This is a genomic window from Nocardiopsis quinghaiensis, from assembly GCF_008638365.1.
In the GTDB taxonomy this organism is placed as follows: Bacteria; Actinomycetota; Actinomycetes; order Streptosporangiales; family Streptosporangiaceae; genus Nocardiopsis; species Nocardiopsis quinghaiensis.
This window is the reverse complement of record NZ_VWVU01000001.1, coordinates 349362-372180: the sequence shown is the minus strand read 5'-3', so window position 1 is coordinate 372180 and position 22819 is coordinate 349362. Positions and strand designations below refer to the sequence as shown.

Annotated in this window: 21 protein-coding genes; 5 read left to right on the top strand and 16 right to left on the bottom strand. The window is 70.5% G+C overall.

Going from position 1 to position 22819, the window contains the following annotated elements:
- The first annotated feature begins 150 nt into the window (after positions 1-150).
- A complete protein-coding gene (locus tag FYX01_RS06560) occupies positions 151-1527 on the top strand; it encodes an aspartate aminotransferase family protein (protein ID WP_150238544.1) in 1377 nt (458 codons plus the stop codon).
- A 234-nt stretch (positions 1528-1761) separates the two neighbouring features.
- Here FYX01_RS06560 and FYX01_RS06555 read toward each other — a convergent pair whose 3' ends face one another.
- The 4 genes from FYX01_RS06555 to FYX01_RS06540 all read right to left on the bottom strand — a co-directional run bounded on the left by FYX01_RS06555 (position 1762) and on the right by FYX01_RS06540 (position 3999).
- The gene (locus FYX01_RS06555) at positions 1762-2166 is read right to left on the bottom strand and encodes a flavodoxin family protein (protein WP_223830339.1); all 405 of its coding nucleotides are present in this window, start codon (positions 2164-2166) and stop codon (positions 1762-1764) included.
- On the bottom strand, positions 2055-2879 hold the full coding sequence (locus FYX01_RS06550) for a methyltransferase family protein (protein WP_223830331.1): 825 nt from the start codon (positions 2877-2879) through the stop codon (positions 2055-2057). The genes FYX01_RS06555 and FYX01_RS06550 overlap by 112 nt, the downstream gene beginning before the upstream one ends.
- A gap of 62 nt (positions 2880-2941) precedes the next feature.
- A complete protein-coding gene (locus tag FYX01_RS06545) occupies positions 2942-3664 on the bottom strand; it encodes a cation diffusion facilitator family transporter (RefSeq protein ID WP_150238540.1) in 723 nt (240 codons plus the stop codon).
- The gene (locus FYX01_RS06540; protein ID WP_150238538.1) at positions 3664-3999 is read right to left on the bottom strand and encodes an ArsR/SmtB family transcription factor; all 336 of its coding nucleotides are present in this window, start codon (positions 3997-3999) and stop codon (positions 3664-3666) included. Before FYX01_RS06540 ends, FYX01_RS06545 begins: the two co-directional genes overlap by 1 nt.
- 170 nt (positions 4000-4169) lie before the next feature.
- Here FYX01_RS06540 and FYX01_RS06535 point away from each other — a divergent pair, with 170 nt between their 5' ends.
- The 3 genes from FYX01_RS06535 (at position 4170) to FYX01_RS06525 (ending at position 9435) form a co-directional block, all read left to right on the top strand.
- On the top strand, positions 4170-4871 hold the full coding sequence (locus tag FYX01_RS06535; protein WP_150238535.1) for a DUF4352 domain-containing protein: 702 nt from the start codon (positions 4170-4172) through the stop codon (positions 4869-4871).
- A gap of 611 nt (positions 4872-5482) precedes the next feature.
- Positions 5483-7540 carry an acyltransferase family protein gene (locus FYX01_RS06530; protein ID WP_223830330.1) on the top strand — a complete coding sequence of 686 codons (2058 nt, stop codon included), beginning with the start codon at positions 5483-5485 and terminating at the stop codon, positions 7538-7540.
- Positions 7541-7755: 215 nt separating this feature from the next.
- Positions 7756-9435 (top strand): stealth conserved region 3 domain-containing protein, encoded by a 1680-nt coding sequence (locus tag FYX01_RS06525; protein ID WP_223830329.1) that lies wholly within the window; start codon positions 7756-7758, stop codon positions 9433-9435.
- Between the two features lie 96 nt (positions 9436-9531).
- Here FYX01_RS06525 and FYX01_RS06520 read toward each other — a convergent pair whose 3' ends face one another.
- The 9 genes from FYX01_RS06520 to FYX01_RS06480 all read right to left on the bottom strand — a co-directional run bounded on the left by FYX01_RS06520 (position 9532) and on the right by FYX01_RS06480 (position 18727).
- Positions 9532-11094 (bottom strand): phosphodiester glycosidase family protein, encoded by a 1563-nt coding sequence (locus FYX01_RS06520; RefSeq protein WP_150238533.1) that lies wholly within the window; start codon positions 11092-11094, stop codon positions 9532-9534.
- 560 nt (positions 11095-11654) lie between these two features.
- The gene (locus FYX01_RS06515; protein WP_150238531.1) at positions 11655-12419 is read right to left on the bottom strand and encodes a crotonase/enoyl-CoA hydratase family protein; all 765 of its coding nucleotides are present in this window, start codon (positions 12417-12419) and stop codon (positions 11655-11657) included.
- A 9-nt stretch (positions 12420-12428) separates the two neighbouring features.
- Positions 12429-13202: an SDR family NAD(P)-dependent oxidoreductase gene (locus FYX01_RS06510; protein ID WP_150238529.1), complete on the bottom strand. Its 774-nt coding sequence runs from the start codon at positions 13200-13202 to the stop codon at positions 12429-12431.
- A 102-nt stretch (positions 13203-13304) separates the two neighbouring features.
- The gene (locus FYX01_RS06505; protein ID WP_150238527.1) at positions 13305-13847 is read right to left on the bottom strand and encodes a hypothetical protein; all 543 of its coding nucleotides are present in this window, start codon (positions 13845-13847) and stop codon (positions 13305-13307) included.
- 222 nt (positions 13848-14069) lie between these two features.
- Positions 14070-15098: an ROK family glucokinase gene (locus tag FYX01_RS06500; RefSeq protein WP_150238525.1), complete on the bottom strand. Its 1029-nt coding sequence runs from the start codon at positions 15096-15098 to the stop codon at positions 14070-14072.
- Positions 15099-15273: 175 nt separating this feature from the next.
- The gene (gene glmM / locus FYX01_RS06495; RefSeq protein WP_150238523.1) at positions 15274-16614 is read right to left on the bottom strand and encodes a phosphoglucosamine mutase; all 1341 of its coding nucleotides are present in this window, start codon (positions 16612-16614) and stop codon (positions 15274-15276) included.
- Between the two features lie 160 nt (positions 16615-16774).
- Complete coding sequence (rpsI, locus tag FYX01_RS06490) at positions 16775-17284, bottom strand: 30S ribosomal protein S9 (protein WP_150238521.1); 510 nt, start codon at positions 17282-17284, stop codon at positions 16775-16777.
- A gap of 38 nt (positions 17285-17322) precedes the next feature.
- Entirely contained in the window at positions 17323-17772 is a 450-nt protein-coding gene (gene rplM, locus FYX01_RS06485) for a 50S ribosomal protein L13 (RefSeq protein ID WP_150238519.1), read from the bottom strand.
- Positions 17773-18475: 703 nt separating this feature from the next.
- Positions 18476-18727, bottom strand: a complete 252-nt coding sequence (locus tag FYX01_RS06480) for a hypothetical protein (protein ID WP_150238517.1) — start codon at positions 18725-18727, stop codon at positions 18476-18478.
- A gap of 294 nt (positions 18728-19021) precedes the next feature.
- On the opposite strand from FYX01_RS06480, the gene FYX01_RS06475 reads away from it, so the two are divergent.
- Positions 19022-19945, top strand: a complete 924-nt coding sequence (locus tag FYX01_RS06475) for a flagellar basal body-associated FliL family protein (RefSeq protein WP_150238515.1) — start codon at positions 19022-19024, stop codon at positions 19943-19945.
- Between the two features lie 298 nt (positions 19946-20243).
- On the opposite strand, the gene truA is transcribed toward FYX01_RS06475, so the two are convergent.
- The 3 genes from truA to FYX01_RS06460 form a co-directional block, all read right to left on the bottom strand.
- Positions 20244-21077 carry a tRNA pseudouridine(38-40) synthase TruA gene (truA, locus tag FYX01_RS06470; protein ID WP_150238513.1) on the bottom strand — a complete coding sequence of 278 codons (834 nt, stop codon included), beginning with the start codon at positions 21075-21077 and terminating at the stop codon, positions 20244-20246.
- 97 nt (positions 21078-21174) lie between these two features.
- Complete coding sequence (gene rplQ / locus FYX01_RS06465; RefSeq protein WP_150238511.1) at positions 21175-21717, bottom strand: 50S ribosomal protein L17; 543 nt, start codon at positions 21715-21717, stop codon at positions 21175-21177.
- A gap of 70 nt (positions 21718-21787) precedes the next feature.
- Complete coding sequence (locus FYX01_RS06460; RefSeq protein ID WP_150238509.1) at positions 21788-22810, bottom strand: DNA-directed RNA polymerase subunit alpha; 1023 nt, start codon at positions 22808-22810, stop codon at positions 21788-21790.
- Between the last annotated feature and the right edge of the window lie 9 nt (positions 22811-22819).

Below are 22819 nucleotides of genomic sequence, written 5' to 3'. Positions count from 1 at the left end.
GGGATTCCGTTGTAAAGTTTCTGTTTCTCAACGGATACTTGACAGAGCAGCCATAGATGCCACTATTTCTATTGAGTGGGTTCTGTTGAGACCCCCGGGTCGACCGACCTCCACGGTCCCCGCACCACCCAGCGATCTTGGGAGAACCAAGTGGCAGCGCACCTGAGCCCGGAGCAACTCCAGCGGGCCGCCAAGGACCATCTGTGGATGCACTTCACGGAGATGGCCGCCTACGACGACGCCGACGTCCCCGTCATCACCCGGGGCGAGGGCGTCCACGTCTACGACGCCGACGGGAACAGGTACCTGGACGGCCTGTCCGGGCTGTTCGTCTCGCAGGTGGGCCACGGCCGGTCCGAGATCGCCGACGCCATCGCCGCGCAGGCGCGCGAACTGGCCTACTTCCCGATCTGGACCTACGCGCACCCCAGGGCCGTCGAGCTGGCCGACCGCCTCGCGGACCTGGCGCCGGGCGACCTCAACCGGGTCTTCTTCACCACGAGCGGCTCCGAGGCGGTCGAGTCGGCCTGGAAGCTGGCCCGCCAGTACTTCAAGGCGATCGGGGAACCCACCCGGCACAAGGTGATCAGCAGGAGGCTCGCCTACCACGGGACCAGCATGGGCGCCCTGTCGATCACGGGTCTGCAGGCGATCAAGACCCCGTTCGAACCGCTGGTGCCCAGCACGGTCCAGGTGCCGAACACGAACTTCTACCGCGCTCCCCGGCACGGCGACGACCCGGAGGCCTTCGGCCGCTGGGCCGCCGACCAGATCGAGGAGGCCATCGTCCAGAGCGGCCCCGAGACCGTCGCCGCCGTCTACGTCGAGCCCGTCCAGAACTCCGGCGGCTGCTTCCCGCCGCCGCCCGGGTACCTGCGGCGGGTGCGCGAGATCTGCGACCGCCACGGTGTCCTGATGGTCTCCGACGAGGTGATCTGCGCCTTCGGCCGCCTCGGCGAGTACTTCGGGGCGACCAGGTACGGCTACCTGCCCGACATGATCACCTTCGCCAAGGGCGCCACCAGCGGATACGTGCCGCTCGGCGGGCTCATCGCGCGCGAGAGGCTCATGGAGCCCTTCAAGGAGAAGGGGGCCGCCTTCCTGCACGGCGTCACCTTCGCCGGGCACCCGGTGGCGGCGGCCGCGGCGCTGGCCAACCTCGACCTGTTCGAGAGCGAGGGCATCCTCGACAACGTCCGGGAGAACGCGCCCGTCTTCCGCGCGGCCCTGGAGAGGCTCCTGGACCTGCCGATCGTCGGCGACGTGCGCGGCGACGGGTTCTTCTACGGGATCGAGCTGGTCAAGGACAAGGAGACCAAGGAGACCTTCACCGAGGAGGAGTCCCACCGGCTGCTCAAGGGCTTCCTGTCCGGAGCGCTCTTCGACGCCGGGCTCATCTGCCGCGCCGACGACCGCGGTGAGCCGGTCGTGCAGCTGTCCCCGCCGCTGACCTGCGGCCCGGAGCAGTTCGACGAGATCGAGCGCATCCTGCGCAAGGTCCTCACCGAGGCCTGGGACCAGCTCTGACCCAGCCTGCCCCGTCCCCGGTGCGCGCCCCCGCCCCCTCCGGCGGGGGCGCCGCCGTCTCCGGGCCGGGGCTCAGGAGACGGCTCCGGCCGTCCACCGGAAGGCGCCCGGGCGTCGGGTGCCGTTGGTCGGGGCGGTGGTGGTGTTCATGGGATCTCCGGTCCGAAGTGCGGTGTGCCTCGTGGAGATCCTCCGACCTCGATATTACTTTAGGTCAATGCGGAGTGGCGGGCATCACGCCCGCTCCAGCGCGGCCAGGGCGGTGACGGCGCCCAGCTCCCAGCAGGCCTCCCGGGCCCCGGCGTCCGGGCGGCCGGTCACCGTGACCGGCGGCCGGTGACGCTCCCACCCGATGCCCTTGGTGACGGACTCGACCGCCCGGACCGCGCCGGAGGTGTCGCTGTCCCCGTGCACGTACAGGGAGTACGGCAGCCCCTCGGTCGTTCCCTGTGCGGGGTAGAAGACCGTGTCGAAGAAGACCTTGAGCGCGCCCGACATGTAGCCGATGTTGGCGGGGGTTCCCAGGATCAGGGCGTCGGCGCCGAACAGGTCGCTGGCCGTGGCCGACAGCGCGGCCTCGGCCCGCACCTCCACCCCCTCGATGTCGTCGGTACGGGCGCCGTCGAGCACCGCGCCCAGCAGCTCCTGGGTGGCGGGCGAGACCGTGTGGTGAACGATGAGCAGTCGTGCCATGTCCCCACACTAGGAGCCGGAGGCGCGGTGACCGCCGTCCCCCACACGGTTCCCGGGTCCGGCAGGCGGCCCAGGCCCGGCAGGAACCGGCCGGTGCGCGCGGCGTAGTCCTCGTAGACCCGGCCGTGGGTACGGAGCAGGTGGGGCTCCTCGACGGCACGGACCTGCGTCTGGACCGCCACGGCGAAGACGGCGAGCGCCGCGGCCGAGGGCACCGCGGGCACGGCCGCGACCAGGCCGGCCAACAACAGGCCCATGGCGGTGAAGACGGGATTGCGCACCAGGGCGAAGACGCCGCCGGTGACCAGGCCGGTGCGCTCGTCCGGGTCCACACCCACCCGCCAGGAGGCGCCCATGGCCGCCTGAGAGGCCAGTACCAACACCAGTCCCACCACCATCAGGACGATGCCGCCCCAGCCGACGGGGACCGGCGCCGCCAGCGGCGCGAACGGGGCACCGGCCAGAACGGCCGCCGGAGCGACCGGCCCCAGCAGCACGGCCACGACGAAGAGCACCGCACCCCACCAGGCGGGGGTGAGGCGGTCGGTGCCGGGACGGCGGAAGCCGGTGTCGCCGGTGCGCAGCCACGACAGCAGGCTGCGCAGCCCGAAGGCCAGCAGCAGGCCCAGCAGGTAGAGGGACAGGGCGGCGGTGGCCACGGGAGTCTCCGATCAGGAAAAACCCCGGCCCCGGCGGACGCCGGGACCGGGACGGGAGCGGATCAGGAACAGCAGGAGCAGTCGGAGCCACAGGCGCACCCCTCGGTGGGGTCGCTGGCGGCCTCGGGAGCGGTCAGGGCGATCCCGGCCGGGGCACAGCAGGCGTCCCCGCGCCAGGCCTCCAGCCCCTCGCGGACGGCGACGACGGCGATGACCAGCGCCACCAGCGGGTCGGCCCAGGCCCACCCGAACAGGGCGTTGGCGCCCAGCCCGACCAGCAGTGCGGCCGACAGGTAGGCGCACAGCAGTGTCTGCTTGGAGTCGGCCACCGCGGTGGCCGAGCCCAGCCCGCGGCCCGCACGGCGCTGGGCCAGCGACAGGAAGGGCATGATCACCATCGACAGGGCGGCCAGCGCGATCCCGACCGTGGAGGGAGCGGCATCGGCGCCACCGACCAGGGAGCGCAGGGCCTCGACCGTGACGTAGGCGGCCAGGGCGAAGAAGGAGACCGCGATGACGCGCAGCGCCCTCCTCTCACGGGACTGGCGCACGTCGGGGTCGCGGGCGGAGAACTGCCAGGCGACCGCGAGGGCGGAGGAGACCTCGATGAGCGAGTCCAGACCGAAACCGATCAGGGCGGTGGAGGAGGCCAGAGTGCCCGCGGTGAGGGCGACGACGGCCTCGACCAGGTTGTAGGCGATGGTGGCGGCCACCAGCAGGCGCACACGCCGTGTCAGGACGGCGCGGCGCGCCTCGCTCAGCGGCGGGGCGAGCGGACGGGACATCAGCAGCAGCCCTCCTCTTCGGCGTCGACGCAGGTGGCGTCGGTCTCCACGGCCAACACGGCGCTGCGCAGGTCGTCCAGGGCATGGCCCATGCGGGCGTCGGCCAGCTCGTAGCGGACCCGCCGCCCCACGGGCACGGCCACGACCAGGCCGCAGTCGCGCAGACAGGCCAGGTGGTTGGACAGGCGGGTACGGCTGATGTCCAGGGTCTCGGCCAGATCGGCGGGGTGGGCGGGACTCTCGCGCAGGGCCAGCAGGACCCGGCAGCGGATGGGGTCGGCCAGGGCCCTGCCGAAGCGGGCCAGGGCGTCGATGTCGGTGGCGAGAGTGAACATGCCCCCAAGATACACAGAATCGTGGATTCAGGAAAGCATGTACCGAATGTGGTCCCGCACGGCCGCGGACGGGACCGTGTGGTGAACAGTGGGCGGCGAGAGCACTTCCCTCACACTGGAGACCGGAGGCACACCGACCGCCGCCGCCCGCGCAGAAAGCCAGACCCGCCATGAGCCAGCCGCCCGATCCGCACGGACCGCACCGCCACGGGCCCGACTCCGGTGACCAGCCGCCCATGGGGCCGCCTCCCCCCGGCCTCGGTCCTCCCGGACCGCACGGACCCGCGGGTCCGCCCGGCTTCCCGCCCCCGCAGGACCCCCGGGGCCCGGAGAGCACATCCCCCTGGCTGTTCGTCAGCCTGGGCTGCGGCGGCCTGTTCGTCGTCGGCGTCGTCCTGGTCCTGCTCATCGTCTTCGTCCTCGACGACCGCGGCGAGGACACCGGCGGCGCCGGGGGCACGGGGGGCGGCACGGACACGCCGACCACCACGGACACACCCGGCGTGAACGAGACCGTCGAGCACGACGGCATACTCCTCACGGTCACCGGCACCGAGGTCACCGACGAGATCGACGACCACCGCCCCCTCGGCGAGTACCTCATCGTGCACATCGACGTCGCCGACGCGGGCGTCGGCGAGTTCTGGCGCGACGAGCAGCACGTCTACACCTCCTCCGGTGAGCGGATCGAGGAGGACTACGGCGCCACCCTCGAACTCCAGAGCCCCATCTGGCAGGACCTGCCCGCCGACGGCTCCCCGGTGGGCGTCAGCATCGCCTTCGACGTGGAGTCCGCCGCCGACGTCTCCCACATCGGCCTGAGCTCGCGCTTCCGGGGCGGCAACGAGGTCGAGGTCGACCTCGGCGACTGACGCCGGACGGCGGGTGCGCCCACGGGACGGATCCGAACACCACCGAATTCTTCACCGTTCCTCACCAGAAAAGAAAAGAGGAGAAACCAAACCGTTCCCAATATGGCCGGCCCCCGGACCCGAATCACCCCGGCAAGACGCTCAGAGCAGCCGATGAATCCACGCTTGAAAAGGAAGCGCAGGCGGTCGAGCGCAGCGGCTGGTCCCGGACTCCCCGACCGCCTTGAGCCCGGCCAGGTGCACGACGGAGTCGACACCGTGGACACCCACAGGAGTGCCGACACAGAACCTCGGGCCGGCCGGGGTCCGGGCCCGGCGTCGCGGACATGACACGCGACTCGACGCACCAGCTCCGCGAAGAGGTGCGAGCACTGCACCGGCACCGGACCGGAGCACCGCCCCACCGCACACGGAGTCATCCAGTGGCATGCGCCACTCCCAGGCCGTGGTTCGCCGTCTGGAAGAACCAAATCAGCATATTTTCCGCTCCGGAACCACAACGAAGCCCACGACCCGCCAAAGGCCGAGGTCACGCGAAGGCACAATGAGGTCATCCGGACGCCTCCTCCCCGTCCCGCCCCCTTCATCTCTCCTTGACCAGGAATCCCTCTGTGCTTATCTCCAAGTCCTTGTCCCGGGCTCCCCAGGACCGGACGGCCTCTCCGGGCAAGGTGCCGGTCAAGCACCAACACCGGCTCGAGATCGAAGGTCTGCGGGGGGTAGCGGTCCTCCTGGTCGCCGTCTACCACATCTGGTTCGGCACCGTGTCCGGCGGCGTCGACGTCTTCTTCGTCCTCACCGGGTTCCTCATCACCGGTTCGCTCGTGCGCACAGTGGAGCGAGAGGGTTTCATCGACCCCCTCGCGTTCCTGGCCCGCCTGGCCAAGCGCCTCTTTCCCACCGCAGCGGTCGTCATGGCGGCGGTGCTGGTGGGCGCCGCGCTGTTCCTACCCAGGTCCCGGTGGACGGAGGTCGTCGCGGACACGGTGGCCTCGGCCCTGTACTTCCAGAACTGGCACCTGGCGCTCAACTCCGTCGACTACCTCGCCCAGAACAACGGCGCCAGCCCTCTCCAGCACTTCTGGTCGCTGGCCGTCCAGGGGCAGTTCTACCTCCTGTGGCTGATCCTGGTGACGTCTGCGGCGCTGATCGCGCGCCGGGGCCTCCTGCCCCTACGTGCCACGGTCCTGCTCTGCTGCTCCACCGTGTTCGTGACGTCCTTGTCGTACTCGGTGTACCTCACCTTCGGCACCCCCGAATGGGCCTACTTCGACACCGGGACCCGCCTGTGGGAACTGGCCCTGGGCGGTGTACTCGCCATGGCCGTCCCTCATCTGAGGTTTCCCCGTGCCCTCAGGTTCCTGATGGGATGGTCGGGCCTGATCGCCTTGGTGCTGTGCGGTCTCCTCGCACCGACCGAACTGCCCTTCCCGGGGTTCATCGCCCTATGGCCCACCCTCGCGGCGGTAGTGATGATCCTGGCCGGGACCACGGACTACCGTGTCGGCGCCGACCGCCTGCTCACATGGCGCCCACTGACCAGGGTGGGTGGCATGGCGTACGCCCTGTTCCTGTGGCACTGGCCGATACTCATCTTCTATCTGGAGGTCACCGAGCGCGTCCGGCCGAGCTTCAGCGGAGGGATCTGCGTCCTGGCGCTCTGCCTCGTTCTGGCGTGGGTCACCGACCGCCTGGTCGAGACGGTTGTCACCCGTACCACCAAGCGGTCCTCCACTTCGCTCGGCTCTTTCGCCCTCGCCTCCGCCCTCCTCGCGCCCGTGCTGGTGGCAGCGTTGGGCTGGCAGTACCAGCTGGACCACCAGGCCCGCGTCCTGGAGGCTCAGAGCCAGAACAGCGCGCTGTATCCGGGCGCGGCGGTCCTCGCGGACCCCTCCCTGGCCGAGGGGCTCCCGACGCTCCCGGTCTACCCTCCGACCGACAACGCCCGCGAGTCCACGGTCGTCGAGACCGACGACTGCAACGTGGGTGTGCAGGGGAGCGAACCGATCATCTGCACGTTCGGCTCCGAGGACGCCGAGCACACGATCGCGCTTGTCGGGAGTTCTCATTCGAGGCACTGGTTCCAGGCCCTTGAGGAGATCTCCCGCGAACACGACTGGCGCCTGGTCACCATCCTCAAGAGCTCCTGCCACTTCAGTGCTGAGCCGCAGATGCTGAGGGGGGAGCCGTTCACCGCCTGCATCGAGTGGAATGCCGATGCCTACGCGTGGATGGAGACCGATCGCCCCGACACGGTATTCACCATGGCGACCCGCAGCGATCCCCACGGCGACGGCGCGGAACGGATCCCGGACGGCTTCCAGGAGCGGTGGCACCAGCTCGATGAACTGGGCATCCAGGTGGTCGCGCTGAGGGATACGCCCCGGCTGGGCTTCGACGCGCCCGAGTGCGTGGACCGCAACGGCCGCGACACCTGCACGGCGAGGGCGGACTATTCCCTGGCCGCCGTGTCGCCCATCGATGCCGTCAAGGGCGAGCACCCGAACGTCACGTTCCTGGATCTGAACGACTACCTGTGCCCGTCCGGAGTCTGCGACTCAGTCATCGGCAACACGCTCGCCTACCACGATGACAACCACTTCACCGCGCACTTCTCCAGGTCGATGTCCCTGCTTCTGGAACCGCTCCTGGTCGACGCGATCTCCTGACCGTCGTCCTCCCGGGTAATGGCGGGCCACCCTGCGGGTGTCCCAAACCATACGTTTCTAACGCAATGGTTGCCGTAAGGTGTACAGGATGCTTCCACGAGGAACCCTGGAAGCCGGCCCGCCCCCAGGCGCCCTCTCGTTCTCCATAGCAGGCCTCGCGCGCGAGCCAGGACACACCGGCCGACGCGCACCGCAGATGCCCGAAAGAGTAACCCATGGCAAACCCGAGCAACCTCTCCCTGAGGATCAGGACCGCCGCGAGAAGACGCATCCCCGCCCCCATCAGGACGAGGCTCCTGCGTGCCACAGCGGAGAAGCATCTGCGGAACCGCCCCGACCTCCGCATCTCGGTCTATCAGCAGAAATCGGTGCTCGCCAGGCTGTGGGAGGGCCCCTTCAGCGTCGCGTCCCTGACCGCCTCCCAGGTGGAGAGGTTCACCACTCTGCTCAGGAATGAGGGCGTCGACTACTTCATCTCCCGCTCGAACCACCCGTACCACCACTCGATCGGGGTGGGGGCCGACCAGCGGGACAAGGTTCTGAGGATTATCGAGTCCTCCTACGTCGACCACGGCTTCTACATCAAGCAGCGGAGGAGTTATCTGCTCCTCACCGAGGGCCTTCTCGAGAAGAACCGCGAATCCGACGTCCTGCGCCTCGGGGAGTACGTGGTCGGCGAGCGAGGTACCGCCGTCACGGGACCGGCACACGGTTTCAGCATCGAGTTCTGGCAGGAGGGCTCCACGCTCCTGGCCTCGCCCGGCCACGGGGAGGAACGGCTCAAGGAGCTGCGGGTGGTCACCCCCGAGGAGACCCTGCGCGAGTCCCTCGTCGGACCACAGCTCAACCCGGTGAGCGAAGTCCTCCCCCCCGAGGCCCGGAAGCCTGCCACGACCACCATCGGTGACGCCACCCATCCGACCCTGGAGGCGTTCACCTGGGATCTCGCCACGGACATCAGCTTCCCCATCGATGTCGTCTACACCTGGGTCGATGGCGATGACCCCCGATGGTCGGCCAAGCGCGCCGAGCACATGGGGGTGGCCGCGCCGCTGAACCCCGACTCCGCGTCGGCGTCGCGTTACACCAGCCGTGACGAACTGCGCTATTCGCTGCGCTCCTTGGAGATGTTCGCGCCCTTCGTCCGCAATATCTACATCGTGACGGACGAGCAGTGCCCGGAGTGGTTGCGCTCAGACCATCCTCGCGTGCGTGTCGTGGATCACAAGGAGATCTTCAGCGATCCCTCCCTGCTGCCCGTTTTCAACTCCCACGCGATCGAGTCACAGCTCCACCACATCGAGGGTTTGTCGGAGCACTACCTCTACCTCAACGACGACGTGCTCTTCGGGCGCCCCCTCTCCGCGGCCAAGTTCTTCCACCCCAACGGGATCGCCAGGCTCAACCCCTCGACCTACCGGTTCGGGCTGAGCCCGGTGAGTCTCGCCGACCAGCCCGTGGACGCCGCCGCAAAACGTAACAGCGCTCTGATCAGGGAGAAGTTCGGCAAGCTGCCGACCACCAAGTTCAAGCACACTCCTATCGCGCAGCGCCGCTCCGTCCTCCACGAACTGGAGGAGGAGTTCCCGGATGTCTTCGCCAAGACCGCCGCGTCCCGCTTCCGCCATCCGGACGACTACGCGATCCCGTCCTCCCTGCACAACTACTACGCGATGCTCACCGGTCGCGCGGTGTTCGGGAGCCTGCGGTACACCTATCTGAACCTGGCCAACCTCGCCGCCGTCAGGGAGCGCACGCACGAACTCCTGACCCACCACAACTACGACTCCCTGTGCGTCAACGACACCACCCCGCCTGACGACGACACCAGCGCGCGTCACATCGATCAGTTCTTCAGGGACTTCCTTCCCTTCAAAAGCAGTTTCGAGAGGTAGACCGAGACGGAGGGCGCCGGGTTCCGGGGCCCGTGGCCTTTTTCGTGCCCGGTACCGCAGCCGGACCTCCGGTGCGGTACCGGGCCGGGCCGCCCCTCATCCGGCACGCACGACGATGGCGTCCCCGACCTTCCGTTCGCCCTCGCCGGGGACACCGACGAGCACGGGCTCGCCGTCGAGCACCATGCTGACCGAACCCCCGCCGTCCAGGGCCACCGCCTCCACCGCGCCGAGGTCCCGGATGAGTTCGGCGATCCCGTCGATCCCGAAGCCGTCGCTCTCCCCCGGTGTCCTTCCCGAGGCGCCGAGCAGGAGCAGGCGGTCGTGGGCGTCCACTCCGATGGCCATGCGCGGGTTGTCCCTCAGTACCCACCCGTAGGCGAACCGGGGGTCGTGGGGGTGGACCAGGCCGCTGGCCTCGGCGTCGATGCTCACCCTTCCGCCGCTCAACAGCCGCGGACCGGCGTTGACGATACTCGTGGTCGGCCCGACGGACAGCTCCTGACCGTCGGCGCCGATGACCTGGACGTCAACGCCGAAGCTCGCACCGACCCGGGCGTGCTCCTCCAGCCACAGGGCCTCCTCGCCCTTGCCCTGGAGCGCGTATCCCCCCGACGGGACCCTGGTGCCCGGGGTGCCGAGTGAGACGACCTTGCCCGTCGCGTCCACCACCGCCTCGGTTCCGTCCGTCTCGGGGGTGGAACCCCTGAAGGCGTCCGTGAACAACACGAGTTCGGAGTCCAGCAGGCAGGTCACGTCGTGCAGGGGCACAAGGGTCGGCCGATCGGGGTCGACACAGTTGCGCCGGACGCCGGGCACACGGTTGACCCCGTCCGTCTGGTGGACGAGCCCTCCCACGGAGACCGTGACCTTCGTGGAGATCTCCACGAAGGAGGGGGACAGACCGTCCCCCTCCATCACCACCGCGGCCCTGCCGTCGGTCGCCTCGCTCTCCAGCCTTCCACCGTAGACGCCGGCACCGGCCGGCGTCCCGGGCACGCCGTCCTCCTCGTTCATAACGAAGAATCCCCCGTTGACCGCGAGAAGGGCCCCCTCCTCACCCGCCATCTCCGAGACCGTACTCGCGGAGTCGATCCCGCTCCCGTACGTGGCGTACGCGTGTCCGCCGAACTCGGCCGGGTCTATGACGGCCAGGGCGACCCTCGCCTGCTGGTAGTCCTCGTAGGGCTCGGCGCCCGCCCACTCCACCGACGGATACCAGCCCTCGGCCGCCAGCACCCCGGCACCGGCGTCGGCTGCCGACCTGCTCGGGTAACGCTCCTCCAGGAGGACCTTCCATCCGAGCACCTGCCCCGCCTGGGCGAAGACCTCGGGCCAGAGGATCTCGGTCACCACGGCAGGGCTTCCCCGCTCGATGAGCTCCGAGGCGAGTCCGTCCGCCTCGGCACGTGACCGGAACCAGTCCTGCCCGGCTGTCACCGACACGGACCAACCGGGCTGCTCTCCACTGACGACCTCCCCCTCGTAGACGAGGAGGCCCGGTGCTACCTCCCGGACGTCCCAGTCCTCGGGCACGTCGGAGACCTCCGCCGCCGATATGCCGGATGCCGCCCGGGCTTCGAGGGGGACCGAGGAACCGCCCTGGCCCGTACAGGCGGTGGACGCGAGAACCAGTGCGAGGAACCCGGCTGCAGACATTCTGTGAGGATTCGGCACAGCACCTCCCTACGGGGCGGGCGAGGGGGCGGGGAGGCCGCCGGCCTGGAGGGAGGCGCGCTTCCCGAGCCACGGAAGGCAAGCAGTATCCCCCGCGATGATGACGGGCAAAGGGATGGCGGAAAGACCGAAGAAAAACCCGGGGAAACTCCCCGGGCAGGACTACGGTCACAGGAATATCATAAGGAAAAATGAACATACATCATTTGCGTCCAAAATAAAAGGACACGCCCGAAGCTACGATAAAACACAGATTCCATTTCTCCTCGGTAACACGCGCCATCCCGGTTGGAAGTTCACGGAGAACCGCCGAAAAGGGCTCGCGCCAGCAGCGGTCCGTGTAGCGCACGAGCGGCGGCCGTCCCGGGGGGGGCGGCCGCCGCTCGTGCGCTACACGGGGTGGGGGCCCCACGCCCCACCACACGGGGGCGCGCAAATCGGCGCACGCCGCGGCCCCCCCCCCCCCGGGGCCCGGTCCCCCCCCGCGCGCGGCCCCGCCGGGGGGGGGCCCCCCCCCGCTCGCCCGCTACACGGGGTGGGGGCTACTCGCCCCTCCACACGGGGGCGCGCTTCTCGGCGAAGGCCGCCGCGCCCTCCATGGCGTCCTGGCTGACGAACACCGGGCCCGCCAGCTCGTTCTGCCTCTCCCACATCCGCTCGGCGGACCAGTCGTCCGAGGAGGTGATGACCTCCTTGGACACACGCACCGCGAGCGGGCCGTTGGCGGTGATCCGCGCGGCCAGCTCCCTGGCGCCCTCCAGGGCGCCGCCGGTGGCGGTGACGTGGTTGACCAGGCCGAGCTCGGCCAGGCGCGGGGCGCCGACGAAGTCGCCGGTCAGGGCGAACTCCATGGCGATGTTGCGCGGGATGCGGTGGTGCAGGCGCAGCAGGCCGCCCGCACCGGCGACCAGGCCGCGCTTGACCTCGGGGATGCCGAACCTGGCGTCCTCCGCCGCCACGACCAGGTCGCAGGCGAGCACCGCCTCGAACCCGCCCGCGAGGGCGTAACCCTCCACGGCGGCGATCAGCGGCTTCCTCGGCCCGCGCTCGGCGAATCCGCCGAACCCGCGCCCCTCCACGATCGGGACCTCGCCCTTCATGAAGGCCTTGAGGTCCATCCCGGCGCAGAAGGTGCCGCCCGCGCCGGTGATGACGCCGACGCTCAGGTCCTTGCGCGAGTCCAGGTCGTCCAGGGCCTCGGCGACCTGGGCGGCGACCGCGGCGTTGACCGCGTTCTTGGCCTTGGGCCGGTTGATGGTGATGACGGCGACGCCGTCCTCGGCCGTGTAGAGAACCTCGTCGGACACGGTGTCTCCCTACTTCGGCGGCATACGGAGGGCGCCGTCGATACGGACGACCTCACCGTTGACGTAGCTGATCTCCACCAGGGCGCGGGCCAGCCTGCCGAACTCCTCGGCGGTACCGAGGCGCTTGGGGAAGGGCACCGGCGCGGCCAGGCGCTTCTTGAACTCCTCCGACTCGGGGCCCTCACCATAGATGGGGGTCTCCAGGATGCCGGGGGCGATGGTGTTGACCGTGATGCCGACGGCCGCGAGATCACGGGCCGCCGGGAGGGTCATGCCGATGACGCCGCCCTTGGAGGAGGAGTAGGCGATCTGGCCGATCTGGCCCTCGATGCCCGCGAGCGAGGCGGTGTTGACGATCGCGCCGCGCTCACCGTCCTCGTTGAGCGGCTCGGTCTTGGCGATCTCGGCCGCGGACAGGCGCAGCACGTTGAAGGTGCCGATGAGGTTGACCTGGATGACCTTCTGGTAGCTGTCCAGGTCGTGCGGGTTGCCGCCGCGGTCGACGGTGCGGGTCGCCCAGCCGATGCCGGCGCAGGAGACGGCCACGCGGAAGGGCTTGCCGGTGTCGGCGGCGGCCTGGACCGCGGCCTTGACCTGGTCCTCCTGGGAGACGTCGGTGGCGACGAAGACACCGCCGATCTCCTTGGCGATGGCCTCACCGCGCTCGGCGTTGAGGTCGGCGATGACGACGGTCGCGCCCGCAGCGGCGAGTTCCTTGGCGGTGGCCTCACCCAGGCCACTCGCGCCGCCCGAGACGAGGGCGGAGATTCCGTTCAGATCCATGGGACGAACTCTACAGAGGATGAGGAACGCAGACTAGAACCGGGTTCGGTTAACTGCCGGCAGCCCCGTCCGAACGGGGACTCCGCCTCGGACGCGGACCCGCTACCAGGGCCACCAGGGAACGGGGTCGGGTTCGTCGGTCGGCTCCTCGTCCTCCTCCGGTGACGGGTCGCCGGACCGCTCGGGTTCGGGGGCGGGTTCGGGAGCGGGCTCGGGAGCGGGCTCCTCCGGAGCGGGTTCGGGGGCGGGTTCCGGCTGCTCCTGTGCGTCGGGGGCGCCGTCCTCCTCCGGGCTCTCCTCCGCTTCCTCCCCCTCCTCGTCCGACGGGGACGGCGAGGGCTCGGGGCTCGCGGAGGGCGGGGCGGACGGTGAGGAGTCGGGGCCCGGGCTCGCGGAGAACGTGGCGGACAGCGTCGGGGAGGGCTCCGCGGCCGGACCCCCGGCATGGTGGCCGCCCTGTTCGACACCGGTCCCGGGCTCCGGGCGGGAGGGGGCCTGGAACGCCAGGAGGGCGACCAGGACTCCGCTCATCACGAAGACGCCCACCACACAGGCCAGGGCGGCCATGAGCAGGCGGTGGCGGCGCCGCTCCAGGCGGCGGGCCTCGCTTCGGCTGAGTCGCGGCGGATGAGGGGTGCGGGTCATCGCGTGCGGCTTCTCTTCGGGGGGGATCTGGTGGGCGGGGGCACGGACCGGACAGTGGTCCGCGGGTGGCTCTCGGTAGTCCGGTCACCCTACAAAAGCGCGCGTGTACCCGCACGTCGCAGACCACCGCCGGGGCACCGGCACGGACACGGAGGAGGGCGCGCCCCGGGGAGGCACCGCATCAACCGGGTCGCCCCTGCGCGTAGCGCGGGGCGCGGTCACCTACTCCCTGCCGAAACGCCCCAGACGGCGTTGTCTGCGCCGCTGGTGCCACCGGGGCAACGCCTCCCGGGCCAGGTCCGCGGCGCCGATCAGACCGGCCTCGTTGCCCAGGTCGGCCGCGACCACCCGGGCCTCCGGCCGGTAGCCCCGGCCGGTCAGGTTCCGCTCGAAGGCCGTTCGAGCGGGATCCAGCAGCAGCTCGCCCGACTCCGACACGCCGCCGCCGACGATGAACAGCTCCGGGTCGAACGCGGCGGCCAGGTTGGCCAGGCCCGACCCCAACCACTCCCCCGCGTCGCGCATCAGCTCCACGCACGCCCGGTCGCCCTTGCGCGCCAGCTCGCTGACCAGCGGACCGGTGATCTGCCGGACGTCGCCGCCCACCGCCTGGTACAGCGCTCCCGCCACGGGCGACTCCGAGACCACCAGCTCGCGCGCGTCCCGGATCAGTGCGTTCCCGCTGGCGTACTGCTCCCAGCAGCCCCTGTTCCCGCACTCACACCGGTGGCCGCCCGGCACCACCGTCATGTGTCCGAACTCCCCGGCCAGCCCGTAGCGGCCCCGGCGCAGACGTCCGTCCAGTACGACCGCGCCGCCGATGCCCGTCCCCAGGTTCACCACCACGACGTTGTCCACGCCCTGGCCCGCCCCGGCGCGCACCTCGGCCCAGGCGGAGGCGTTCGCGTCGTTCTCCACCACCACGGGCAGCCCCAGCCGCAGCGACAGGGCGTCGCGCAGCGGTTCCCTGCGCCAGGACAGGTGCGGGGCGAACAGCACGTTCGCCCGCCGCTCGTCGACGAACCCGGCGGCTCCCACACCCACGGCGCGCACCCGGAACTCCGCGCGCAGTTCCTCCACCACCGAGACGATCGTGTCCTCCACCACCGCCGGACTCTTGCTGCGCTCGGGGGTCTCCGTGCGCAGCCGCGCCAGGATGCGCCCGCCCGGCGTCACCACACCGGCGGCCACCTTCGTCCCGCCGATGTCCACGCCGATCGTCAGGGCGTGTCCGTACCGCGCTTCCGCCATCGTGACCCCTCCGACGATCGATGACCCGCGACCATACGGATCAGCCACACATGAGAACGCGCACCCGGTCGGCTTCGTGCCCGGGCCCGCGTGGGGGAGGAGAGGGGGCTCCGCGCCGCGGGCTCTCCGCCGAGGCGGTGGAGAGCGGCGGGCCGAGCCCCGAGGAGGCCACCGCCTACCCCAGGGCGGAGCGCACCACGGAGGCCAGGCGCTCGGCCACCGCGGTGGCCTGCTCCTGTTCCGGCGCCTCGACCATGACCCTGACCTTGGGCTCGGTGCCGCTGGGCCGGATGAGCACCCGGCCGGTCTCACCCAGCTCCTCCTCGGCCGCGCGCACGGCCGCGGCGAGTTCCTCGGACTCCCTGACCCGGGACCTGTCCACGTCCTTGACGTTGATGAGCACCTGCGGCAGGCGGGTCATCACCTTGGCCAGCTCGGCCAGGCCCTGCCGGCGGTGGGCCATGGCGGACAGCAGGTGCAGGGCGGTCAGCACGCCGTCGCCGGTGGTGGCGTGGTCCAGCAGGATCACGTGCCCGGACTGCTCGCCGCCGAGGCCGAACCCGCCGCGCTTCATCTCCTCCAGCACGTACCGGTCGCCCACCGCGGTCTCGACCACGGTGATGCCCGACCGCTCCATCGCCAGCTTCAGGCCCAGGTTGGACATGACCGTCACCACGAGCGTGTCCTCGGCGAGCCTCCCCGCGTCCTTGGCCTCGGTGGCCAGGATCGCCAGGATCTGGTCGCCGTCCACCACGCGGCCCTCGGCGTCCACGGCCAGACAGCGGTCGGCGTCGCCGTCGTTGGCGATACCGGCGTCCGCTCCGTGCAGACGCACCGCCTCCTGGAGTGCCTCCAGGTGGGTGGAGCCGCAGCCCTCGTTGATGTTGTACCCGTCGGGCCGGTCGCCGATCACGACGACCTCCGCGCCCGCTCGGCGCAGCGCCTCGGGAGCGACCAGGCAGGAGGCACCGTTGGCGCAGTCCACCACGACCTTGAGGCCCTTGAGGCCGTGGGGCACCGAGGCGAGCACGTGCTCGACGTAGCGCTCGACGCCGTCGTGGGCGTCGACGACCCGGCCCACACCCTCGCCCACGACGGGGGAGGTGGGCACACCGAGCATGCCCTCGATCTCCTCCTCCAGGGCGTCCTCCAGCTTCTGGCCGCCCCTCCCGAAGAACTTGATGCCGTTGTCCGGAGCCGGATTGTGGCTGGCGGAGAGCATCACGCCGAAGTCGGCGTCCAGTTCGCCGGTGAGATGGGCCACGGCCGGGGTGGGCAGCACGCCGACGCGCACCACGTCCACACCGGTGCTGGCCAGCCCGGCGACCACGGCGGACTCCAGGAACTCGCCTGAGGCACGCGGGTCGCGGCCGACGACGGCCCTGGGACGGGCCCCGCCGTCACCGCCGCGGGCCAGGACACGCGCCGCGGCGGTGGACAGCTCCAGCGCGAGGGCGGCGGTCAGGTCCCGACCGGCGACACCGCGTACACCATCTGTTCCGAACAGCTGAGCCACAGGCGGACAGCCCCTTTCGAAGACGGCGCCGAGTCGTGGCGCCGGTGAGATTCTGCGTGGCACGGGGCCACCGGGAAGACGAAGGGCCCGCACCCCGTCCCCGAGAACGGGAACGGCGTACGGGCCGAAGCTCAGCCGAGCGGGTGCCGGCGCATGAGCACTAGCGCTTGGAGAACTGGGGAGCCTTGCGCGCCTTCTTGAGACCGGCCTTCTTCCGCTCCACCTCACGGGAGTCACGGGTCAGGAATCCGGCCTTCTTGAGGGTCGGGCGGTTGTTCTCCGGGTCCAGGGAGGCCAGCGCACGGGCGATGCCGTGGCGCAGGGCGCCGGCCTGGCCGCTGGTGCCGCCGCCGTCCAGGCGGGCGAAGACGTCGTAGGCGTCCTCGAACCCGAGGGAGACGAGCGGGTCCTTGATGGTCTGCTGGTGGACCTTGTCCGGGAAGTAGGTCTCAAGCGGCTTGCCGTTGACCTTCCACTCGCCCGCACCGGGGGCGATGCGGACGCGGGCGATGGCCTGCTTGCGGCGGCCGGTGCCGGCGCTGGGGCCGGACGCGGTGGGGACGTATGCGGCGACGTTCTCGTCGGACTCGCTGGTGTACTCGGAGGGGAACTCCTCCGGGTTGTCAACGTACTCCTGCTCGACGTTCTCGATGCCGGTGGGCTCGACCACGGTTCTCCTCGTGCTCTCTGTAAAAAGTCTGCGAACGCCTAGGCGGGCTGCTCGATCTTGTTGATTTCGAACGGAACCGGCTGCTGGGCCTGGTGCGGGTGCTCGGAACCGGCGTACACCTTGAGCTTCTTGGCCATCTGACGACCGAGGGAACCCTTGGGCAGCATGCCCTTGATGGCCTTCTCGATGGCCCGCTCGGGGTTCTTCTCCAGCAGGTCGGCGTAGGCGATGGAGCGCAGACCGCCCGGGTAGCCGGAGTGCCGGTAGGCGCGCTTCTGCTCCAGCTTCTTGCCGGTCAGGGCGACCTTGTCGGCGTTCACGACGATCACGAAGTCGCCGGTGTCGATGTGGGGCGCGTAGTACGGCTTGTGCTTGCCCCGAAGCAGCGTGGCAACCTGGCTCGCCATACGCCCGAGCACGAGATCGGTAGCGTCGACAACGTGCCACTGACGCTGGACATCGTTTGGTTTGGGGCTGTATGTGCGCACGATCGTTTGCCTTCGCTCTTCAGTCGGCTGCCCCATCCCGTCGCAGGGAAGGGGGACTCGTAATACACACCCGCGGTTGCGGGGTGCTTGGCCGGATGTCCCATGCCATGCCACACGGGACCCTCCGAATGGTGAGTGCGCAGACGATGGTGCGTGGATCGGCGCCCGACTTCGGATGGTTCGGGGCCCACGGCAACTCAACGCACAACGACGGAATATCCTACCTTGCCACCATAGCGCAGGTCAAAGCCAGCGGCGGGGCGGACCGGCAGGACCGCGCTCGGCGGCTTACGGCACAAGCACGGGGTCACATCCGTGACCTCTCCGTCTTTTATTATGCCCGTTGCCGGGAGTGCTTCGTCCTGCTTCCGCCCCCGCGTTGGTTACGCTTACACCCAAAAGGCTGGTCTGCGCCCGCAAGGACGGGCGCCGACGCGAATCTTGGAGATGCCCGTCACGGTCGCCGACACCTCGGGAAACCAGCACGGACGCCATAGCGCGGACCAGGCCACGGACCTCGGTGCGCCGCGGTCCAGTCCCACCCCCAGAGCCTCCGGAGACTCCCATCAGTACCTATCCGAACCAGCCACAGTACGGACCCGACGGGTACCCCGTCGGGCCGGAGGCCGGTGACGGCCAGGACCTGCTCGGATCAGCGCCCTCCCCACCTGAGGGCCAGCATTCCACATCGGGACCACAGCAGTCACACGGCGCGCCCGTGTCCGGCCAGCCTCCCCTGCCACCACAGCCCTTCCCGTCCCACGCGCCGCCCAGCGGACCGCAGACGCCGCCCAGCGGCCCTCAACCGCCACAGCACCACCCGGGCGGTCCAGGCTTCCCCGGCGGCCCCCGGCAGGGGTTCCCCGGCGGCCAGAGCGGCCCTCAGCCGCCACAGCACCTCCCGGGCGGCCCAGGCCTCCCCACGGGCCAGAGCGGCCCCCAGGCGCCACCACACGCTCCCAGCGGACCGCAGGTACCGCAGTCTCCCCCTCCGGGAGCACACGGCTTCCCCGGCACGTCGCAGGCGCCGTCGGGAGGCTTCCCCCCGGGTATGGGCCCCCAGCCCCCCAGCATGCCCCCGGGACAGCCCGGGCGGCCCCTTCCGCCCGGTGCCCTCCCCCGCGGTCAGAACGTCCCTCCCGGCGCCCCTCCTCCGCAGGGCGTCCAGGGCCGTCCCGGCATGCCGCCCGGCCCGCAGGGCCCGGGACAACCGCCGTACGGCGCCCCCGGCACGCAGCCCGGCCCGGGTGTGCCCCCCGGCGCGCCCCCGACCGCCCAGCAGGCCTACCAGGCACCGCCCGCCGGCCCCCCGGCGGGCGCCCGTGACGAACCCTTCCCCGCGGACGCCATGGGCGCCACGCAGCACATCAACGCCGTCCCCGCCGCGTCCGGCCGCGGAGACGACCGCCCCATGTTCCGGGACGAGGTCCCCAACGACGTCGGCGTCGACACCGCGCAGTTCGACATCCAGTCGATGAGCGAATACGACGGGTACGACGACTACGGCGACAGCGGTGCGGACCCGCGTGCCCGGGGACGCCTCGCCCTGATGGTCGGCGGGTTCGCCCTGCTGCTGGTCATCGCGGGCGGCGGCGCGTTCTTCCTCGCCAGCGGCGGTGGCTCCGGGGGCGCGGACGCCGCGACCGTGGCGAACGAGGCCGACGACCCGGGCGCGCTCGACGCGGAGTCCCTCTTCCCCGAGACCATGGACGTCGAGGGCCAGGGCACGTTCGCCCGCGTGGCCGTGGACGACGCCGAGGACTGCGCCGCCGGTACCCACGGTGACTACGGCCAGGTGCTCACCGAGAACGACTGCCGCCAGATGGTGCGCGCCTCCTACCTCAGTGAGGACGAGGGCCACGCGGTGACCATCGGCGTCGCGGCCATGTCCACCAGCGAGGACGCGTCCGCCGCGCTGGACGCCCAGGACCTCGTGGGCGCGCAGTGGTTCGCCGGGCTCCCCGGCGAGGAGGGCACCCCCGCGGAACGCCTCGGCCACTCCGGCGGCTACGGCAGCAGCGGCCAGTGGGGCCGCTACCTGCTCTTCTCCCTCTCGGCCAACAGCGACGGCACCGAGGAGGGCGGGGAGAGCGAGTCCGCCACCGAGCTGCGCACCATCAGCGAGGGCTTCTTCGACCAGACCCACACCCGCCTCGACGAGAACCGCGGCTGACCCGGTAGAACGGCGCGAGGGGCACCCGGATTGAACTGCTCCCCGGAAGTCGGACTGGGAAATCCAGTTCCATCCACCGGGGAGCAGCCCCGTGTACTGCACGAGTTCGTTGTCGCAGCAGCAGCGAGAACAAGCCCCGGCCCTGTTCGAGGCAGGACACGGCAGGAAGGCCGCGCCACCCGGTTGGGCGTGTCCCCGTGGCAGGAGCACCGCCAAGCGCGGTGGTCCTGTCCCCTACCGGTGCTGTCGGCGGTCGGGAGCGCGCTGGGAGCAAGACCCTCCGGTCCCGGTCACAGCGCTAGTGCCCCCGGCAGGGCAGCTCCCGCACCCGGCGGGTCACCGAGGCGCGCTCGGCCAGCTCCCCGTCGGGCGGGTAGCGCACCTCCTCCAGGCTCAGCCCCTGCGGCCCCACCACGTGCACCGACGAGTCCCGCTCACCGGCGCCGAGCACCCTGCCCGGCCAGTCCACGTCCCGGCGCCCGTCCCCCACCGCCAGGAGCGCGCCCACGAGCGCGCGCACCATGTTGTGGCAGAACGCGTCCGCCTGGACCGTGCCGTGCAGCAGGTACCGGTCCACCCGCGTCCACTCCAGGCGCAGCAGCGCCCGGACGGTCGTCGCGCCCTCGCGCTTCCTGCAGAACGCCGCGAAGTCGTGCTCGCCCAGCAGACGCCGCGCCGCCTCGTTCATCCGGTCCGCGTCCAGAGGGCTCCGGTGCCACAGCACGTCCCTCCGCAGCAGGGGGTCCACCCCGTAGGGCGCGTCACCCACCCGGTACAGGTACCGCCGGAACAGCGGCGAGAACCGGGCGTCGAACCCCGGCGGCGCCAACCGGGCCGCGTTCACCCGCACGTCCTTGGGCAGCACGCCGGCCAGGCGGCGGAGCACCCGCTCCTCCTCCTTCTCCCATGTGCTCACCGGGATGTCGGCCTGCGCCACCTGCCCGCGCGCGTGCACACCGGCGTCCGTGCGCCCCGCACACGTCAGCGACACCTTCGGCAACCGCAGCACCCGCGCCAGCGCCGCCTCCAGCTCCCCCTGCACCGTGCGCCGGCCCGGCTGGGCCGCCCATCCGCTGAAGTCCGTGCCGTCGTAGGCCACGTCCATCCGCACCCGCACCGTCGTCTCGTCCATGCCACCATCTCCGCGTCCGGAAAAGACGAGTGCCCGACCCCCACGGGATCGGGCACTCGTTGGGCAACGCGCACGGGGACCACCCGTGCCTCGCTCCCTACTTGTCGTCAGCCGGCTTCTCGCCCTCGGCCTGGGCGGTCTCGTCGGCCTCGGCGGTCTGGCCGGAGGTGGTGCCCTCGGCGGGCTGGTCGCCCGCCTCTTCGGCCACGACGGTCTCGTCGGCCTGGGCGGTCTCCACCGTCTCGGGCTCGGAAGCCGGAGCGGACGGAGCCGCGGGGGCGCTCAGCGCCTCGACCAGCTCGATGACGGCCATCGGGGCGTTGTCACCCTTGCGCGGACCGATCTTGGTGATCCGGGTGTAGCCACCGGGGCGGTTCTCGTAGCGCGGGCCGATCTCGGTGAACAGCTCGTGCACGACGGCCTTGTCCGTGATCTTGGTCAGGGCCTGGCGGCGGGCGTGCAGGTCACCGCGCTTGCCGAGAGAGATCAGCTTCTCCGCGTACGGGCGCAGGCGCTTGGCCTTGGCCTCGGTCGTGCGGATACGGCCGTGCTGGAACAGCGAGGTGGCGAGGTTCGCCAGGATGTGCCGCTCGTGAGCGGGCCCGGAACCCAGACGGGCGCCCTTGGTAGGCGTGGGCATGGTGTCGTTCTCCTAGTGACGCGGTCCACGGCCGCACTCGGCCGGGGACCATGTGGGCGACGAAGGTCGGTTAGTACTGCTCCGTCTCGACGAAGGACTCACCCTCGTCGTCGTCGGAGCCGTAGGAGTCGGCCGCCGTGCTGGGGTCGAATCCGGGCGGGGAGTCCTTCAGGGACAGGCCCATGTCGATGAGCTTCTGCTTGACCTCGTCGATGGACTTGGCACCGAAGTTGCGGATGTCCAACAGGTCCTGCTCGGAGCGGGCAACCAGCTCACCAACGCTGTGGATGCCCTCACGCTTGAGGCAGTTGTAGGACCGGACCGTGAGGTTGAGGTCCTCGATCGGCAGAGCCAGGTCCGCCGCCAGTGCGGCGTCCGTCGGCGACGGGCCCATGTCGATGCCCTCGGCGTCGACGTTGAGCTCACGCGCCAGGCCGAACAGCTCGACCAGGGTCTTGCCCGCGCTGGCGACCGCGTCACGGGGACGGATGGCCGGCTTGGTCTCGATGTCGACGATCAGGCGGTCGAAGTCGGTGCGCTGCTCGACACGGGTGGCCTCGACCTTGTAGGTCACACGCAGGACCGGGGAGTAGATGGAGTCGATCGGGATACGACCGATCTCCTGTCCGGACTGCTTGTTCTGCGTGGCCGAGACGTAGCCGCGGCCGCGCTCGACCGTCAGCTCCATCTCCAGCTTGCCCTTGCCGTTGAGCGTGGCGATGTGGAGTTCGGGGTTGTGCACCTCGACTCCGGCCGGAGGAGCGATGTCCGCGGCGGTCACCACGCCGGGGCCCTGCTTGCGAAGGTACATCAGCACCGGCTCGTCGTGCTCGGAGCTGACGACCAGGCCCTTGAGGTTGAGGATCATCTCGGTGACGTCCTCCTTGACACCGGGCACGGTGGTGAACTCGTGCTCGACGCCCTCGATGCGGAGGCTGGTGACGGCCGCACCGGGGATGGAGGACAGCAGGGTACGCCGGAGCGAGTTACCGATGGTGTAGCCGAAACCCGGCTCCAGCGGCTCGATGACAAACCTCGAGCGCAGGTCCGAGGCGACTTCCTCGGTGAGCGTGGGACGCTGTGCGATCAACATGGTCCGTGT

Coding starts and splice junctions, on each gene's coding strand:
- FYX01_RS06540 (WP_150238538.1), bottom strand. CDS start 3,999: ATGTTCACTCTCGCCACCGACATCGACGCCCTGGCCCGCTTCGGCAGG.
- FYX01_RS06525 (WP_223830329.1), top strand. CDS start 7,756: ATGGCAAACCCGAGCAACCTCTCCCTGAGGATCAGGACCGCCGCGAGA.
- FYX01_RS06510 (WP_150238529.1), bottom strand. CDS start 13,202: ATGGATCTGAACGGAATCTCCGCCCTCGTCTCGGGCGGCGCGAGTGGC.
- FYX01_RS06545 (WP_150238540.1), bottom strand. CDS start 3,664: ATGTCCCGTCCGCTCGCCCCGCCGCTGAGCGAGGCGCGCCGCGCCGTC.
- FYX01_RS06460 (WP_150238509.1), bottom strand. CDS start 22,810: ATGTTGATCGCACAGCGTCCCACGCTCACCGAGGAAGTCGCCTCGGAC.
- FYX01_RS06535 (WP_150238535.1), top strand. CDS start 4,170: ATGAGCCAGCCGCCCGATCCGCACGGACCGCACCGCCACGGGCCCGAC.
- rplQ (WP_150238511.1), bottom strand. CDS start 21,717: ATGCCCACGCCTACCAAGGGCGCCCGTCTGGGTTCCGGGCCCGCTCAC.
- FYX01_RS06500 (WP_150238525.1), bottom strand. CDS start 15,098: ATGGCGGAAGCGCGGTACGGACACGCCCTGACGATCGGCGTGGACATC.
- FYX01_RS06505 (WP_150238527.1), bottom strand. CDS start 13,847: ATGACCCGCACCCCTCATCCGCCGCGACTCAGCCGAAGCGAGGCCCGC.
- FYX01_RS06520 (WP_150238533.1), bottom strand. CDS start 11,094: ATGTCTGCAGCCGGGTTCCTCGCACTGGTTCTCGCGTCCACCGCCTGT.
- truA (WP_150238513.1), bottom strand. CDS start 21,077: ATGGACGAGACGACGGTGCGGGTGCGGATGGACGTGGCCTACGACGGC.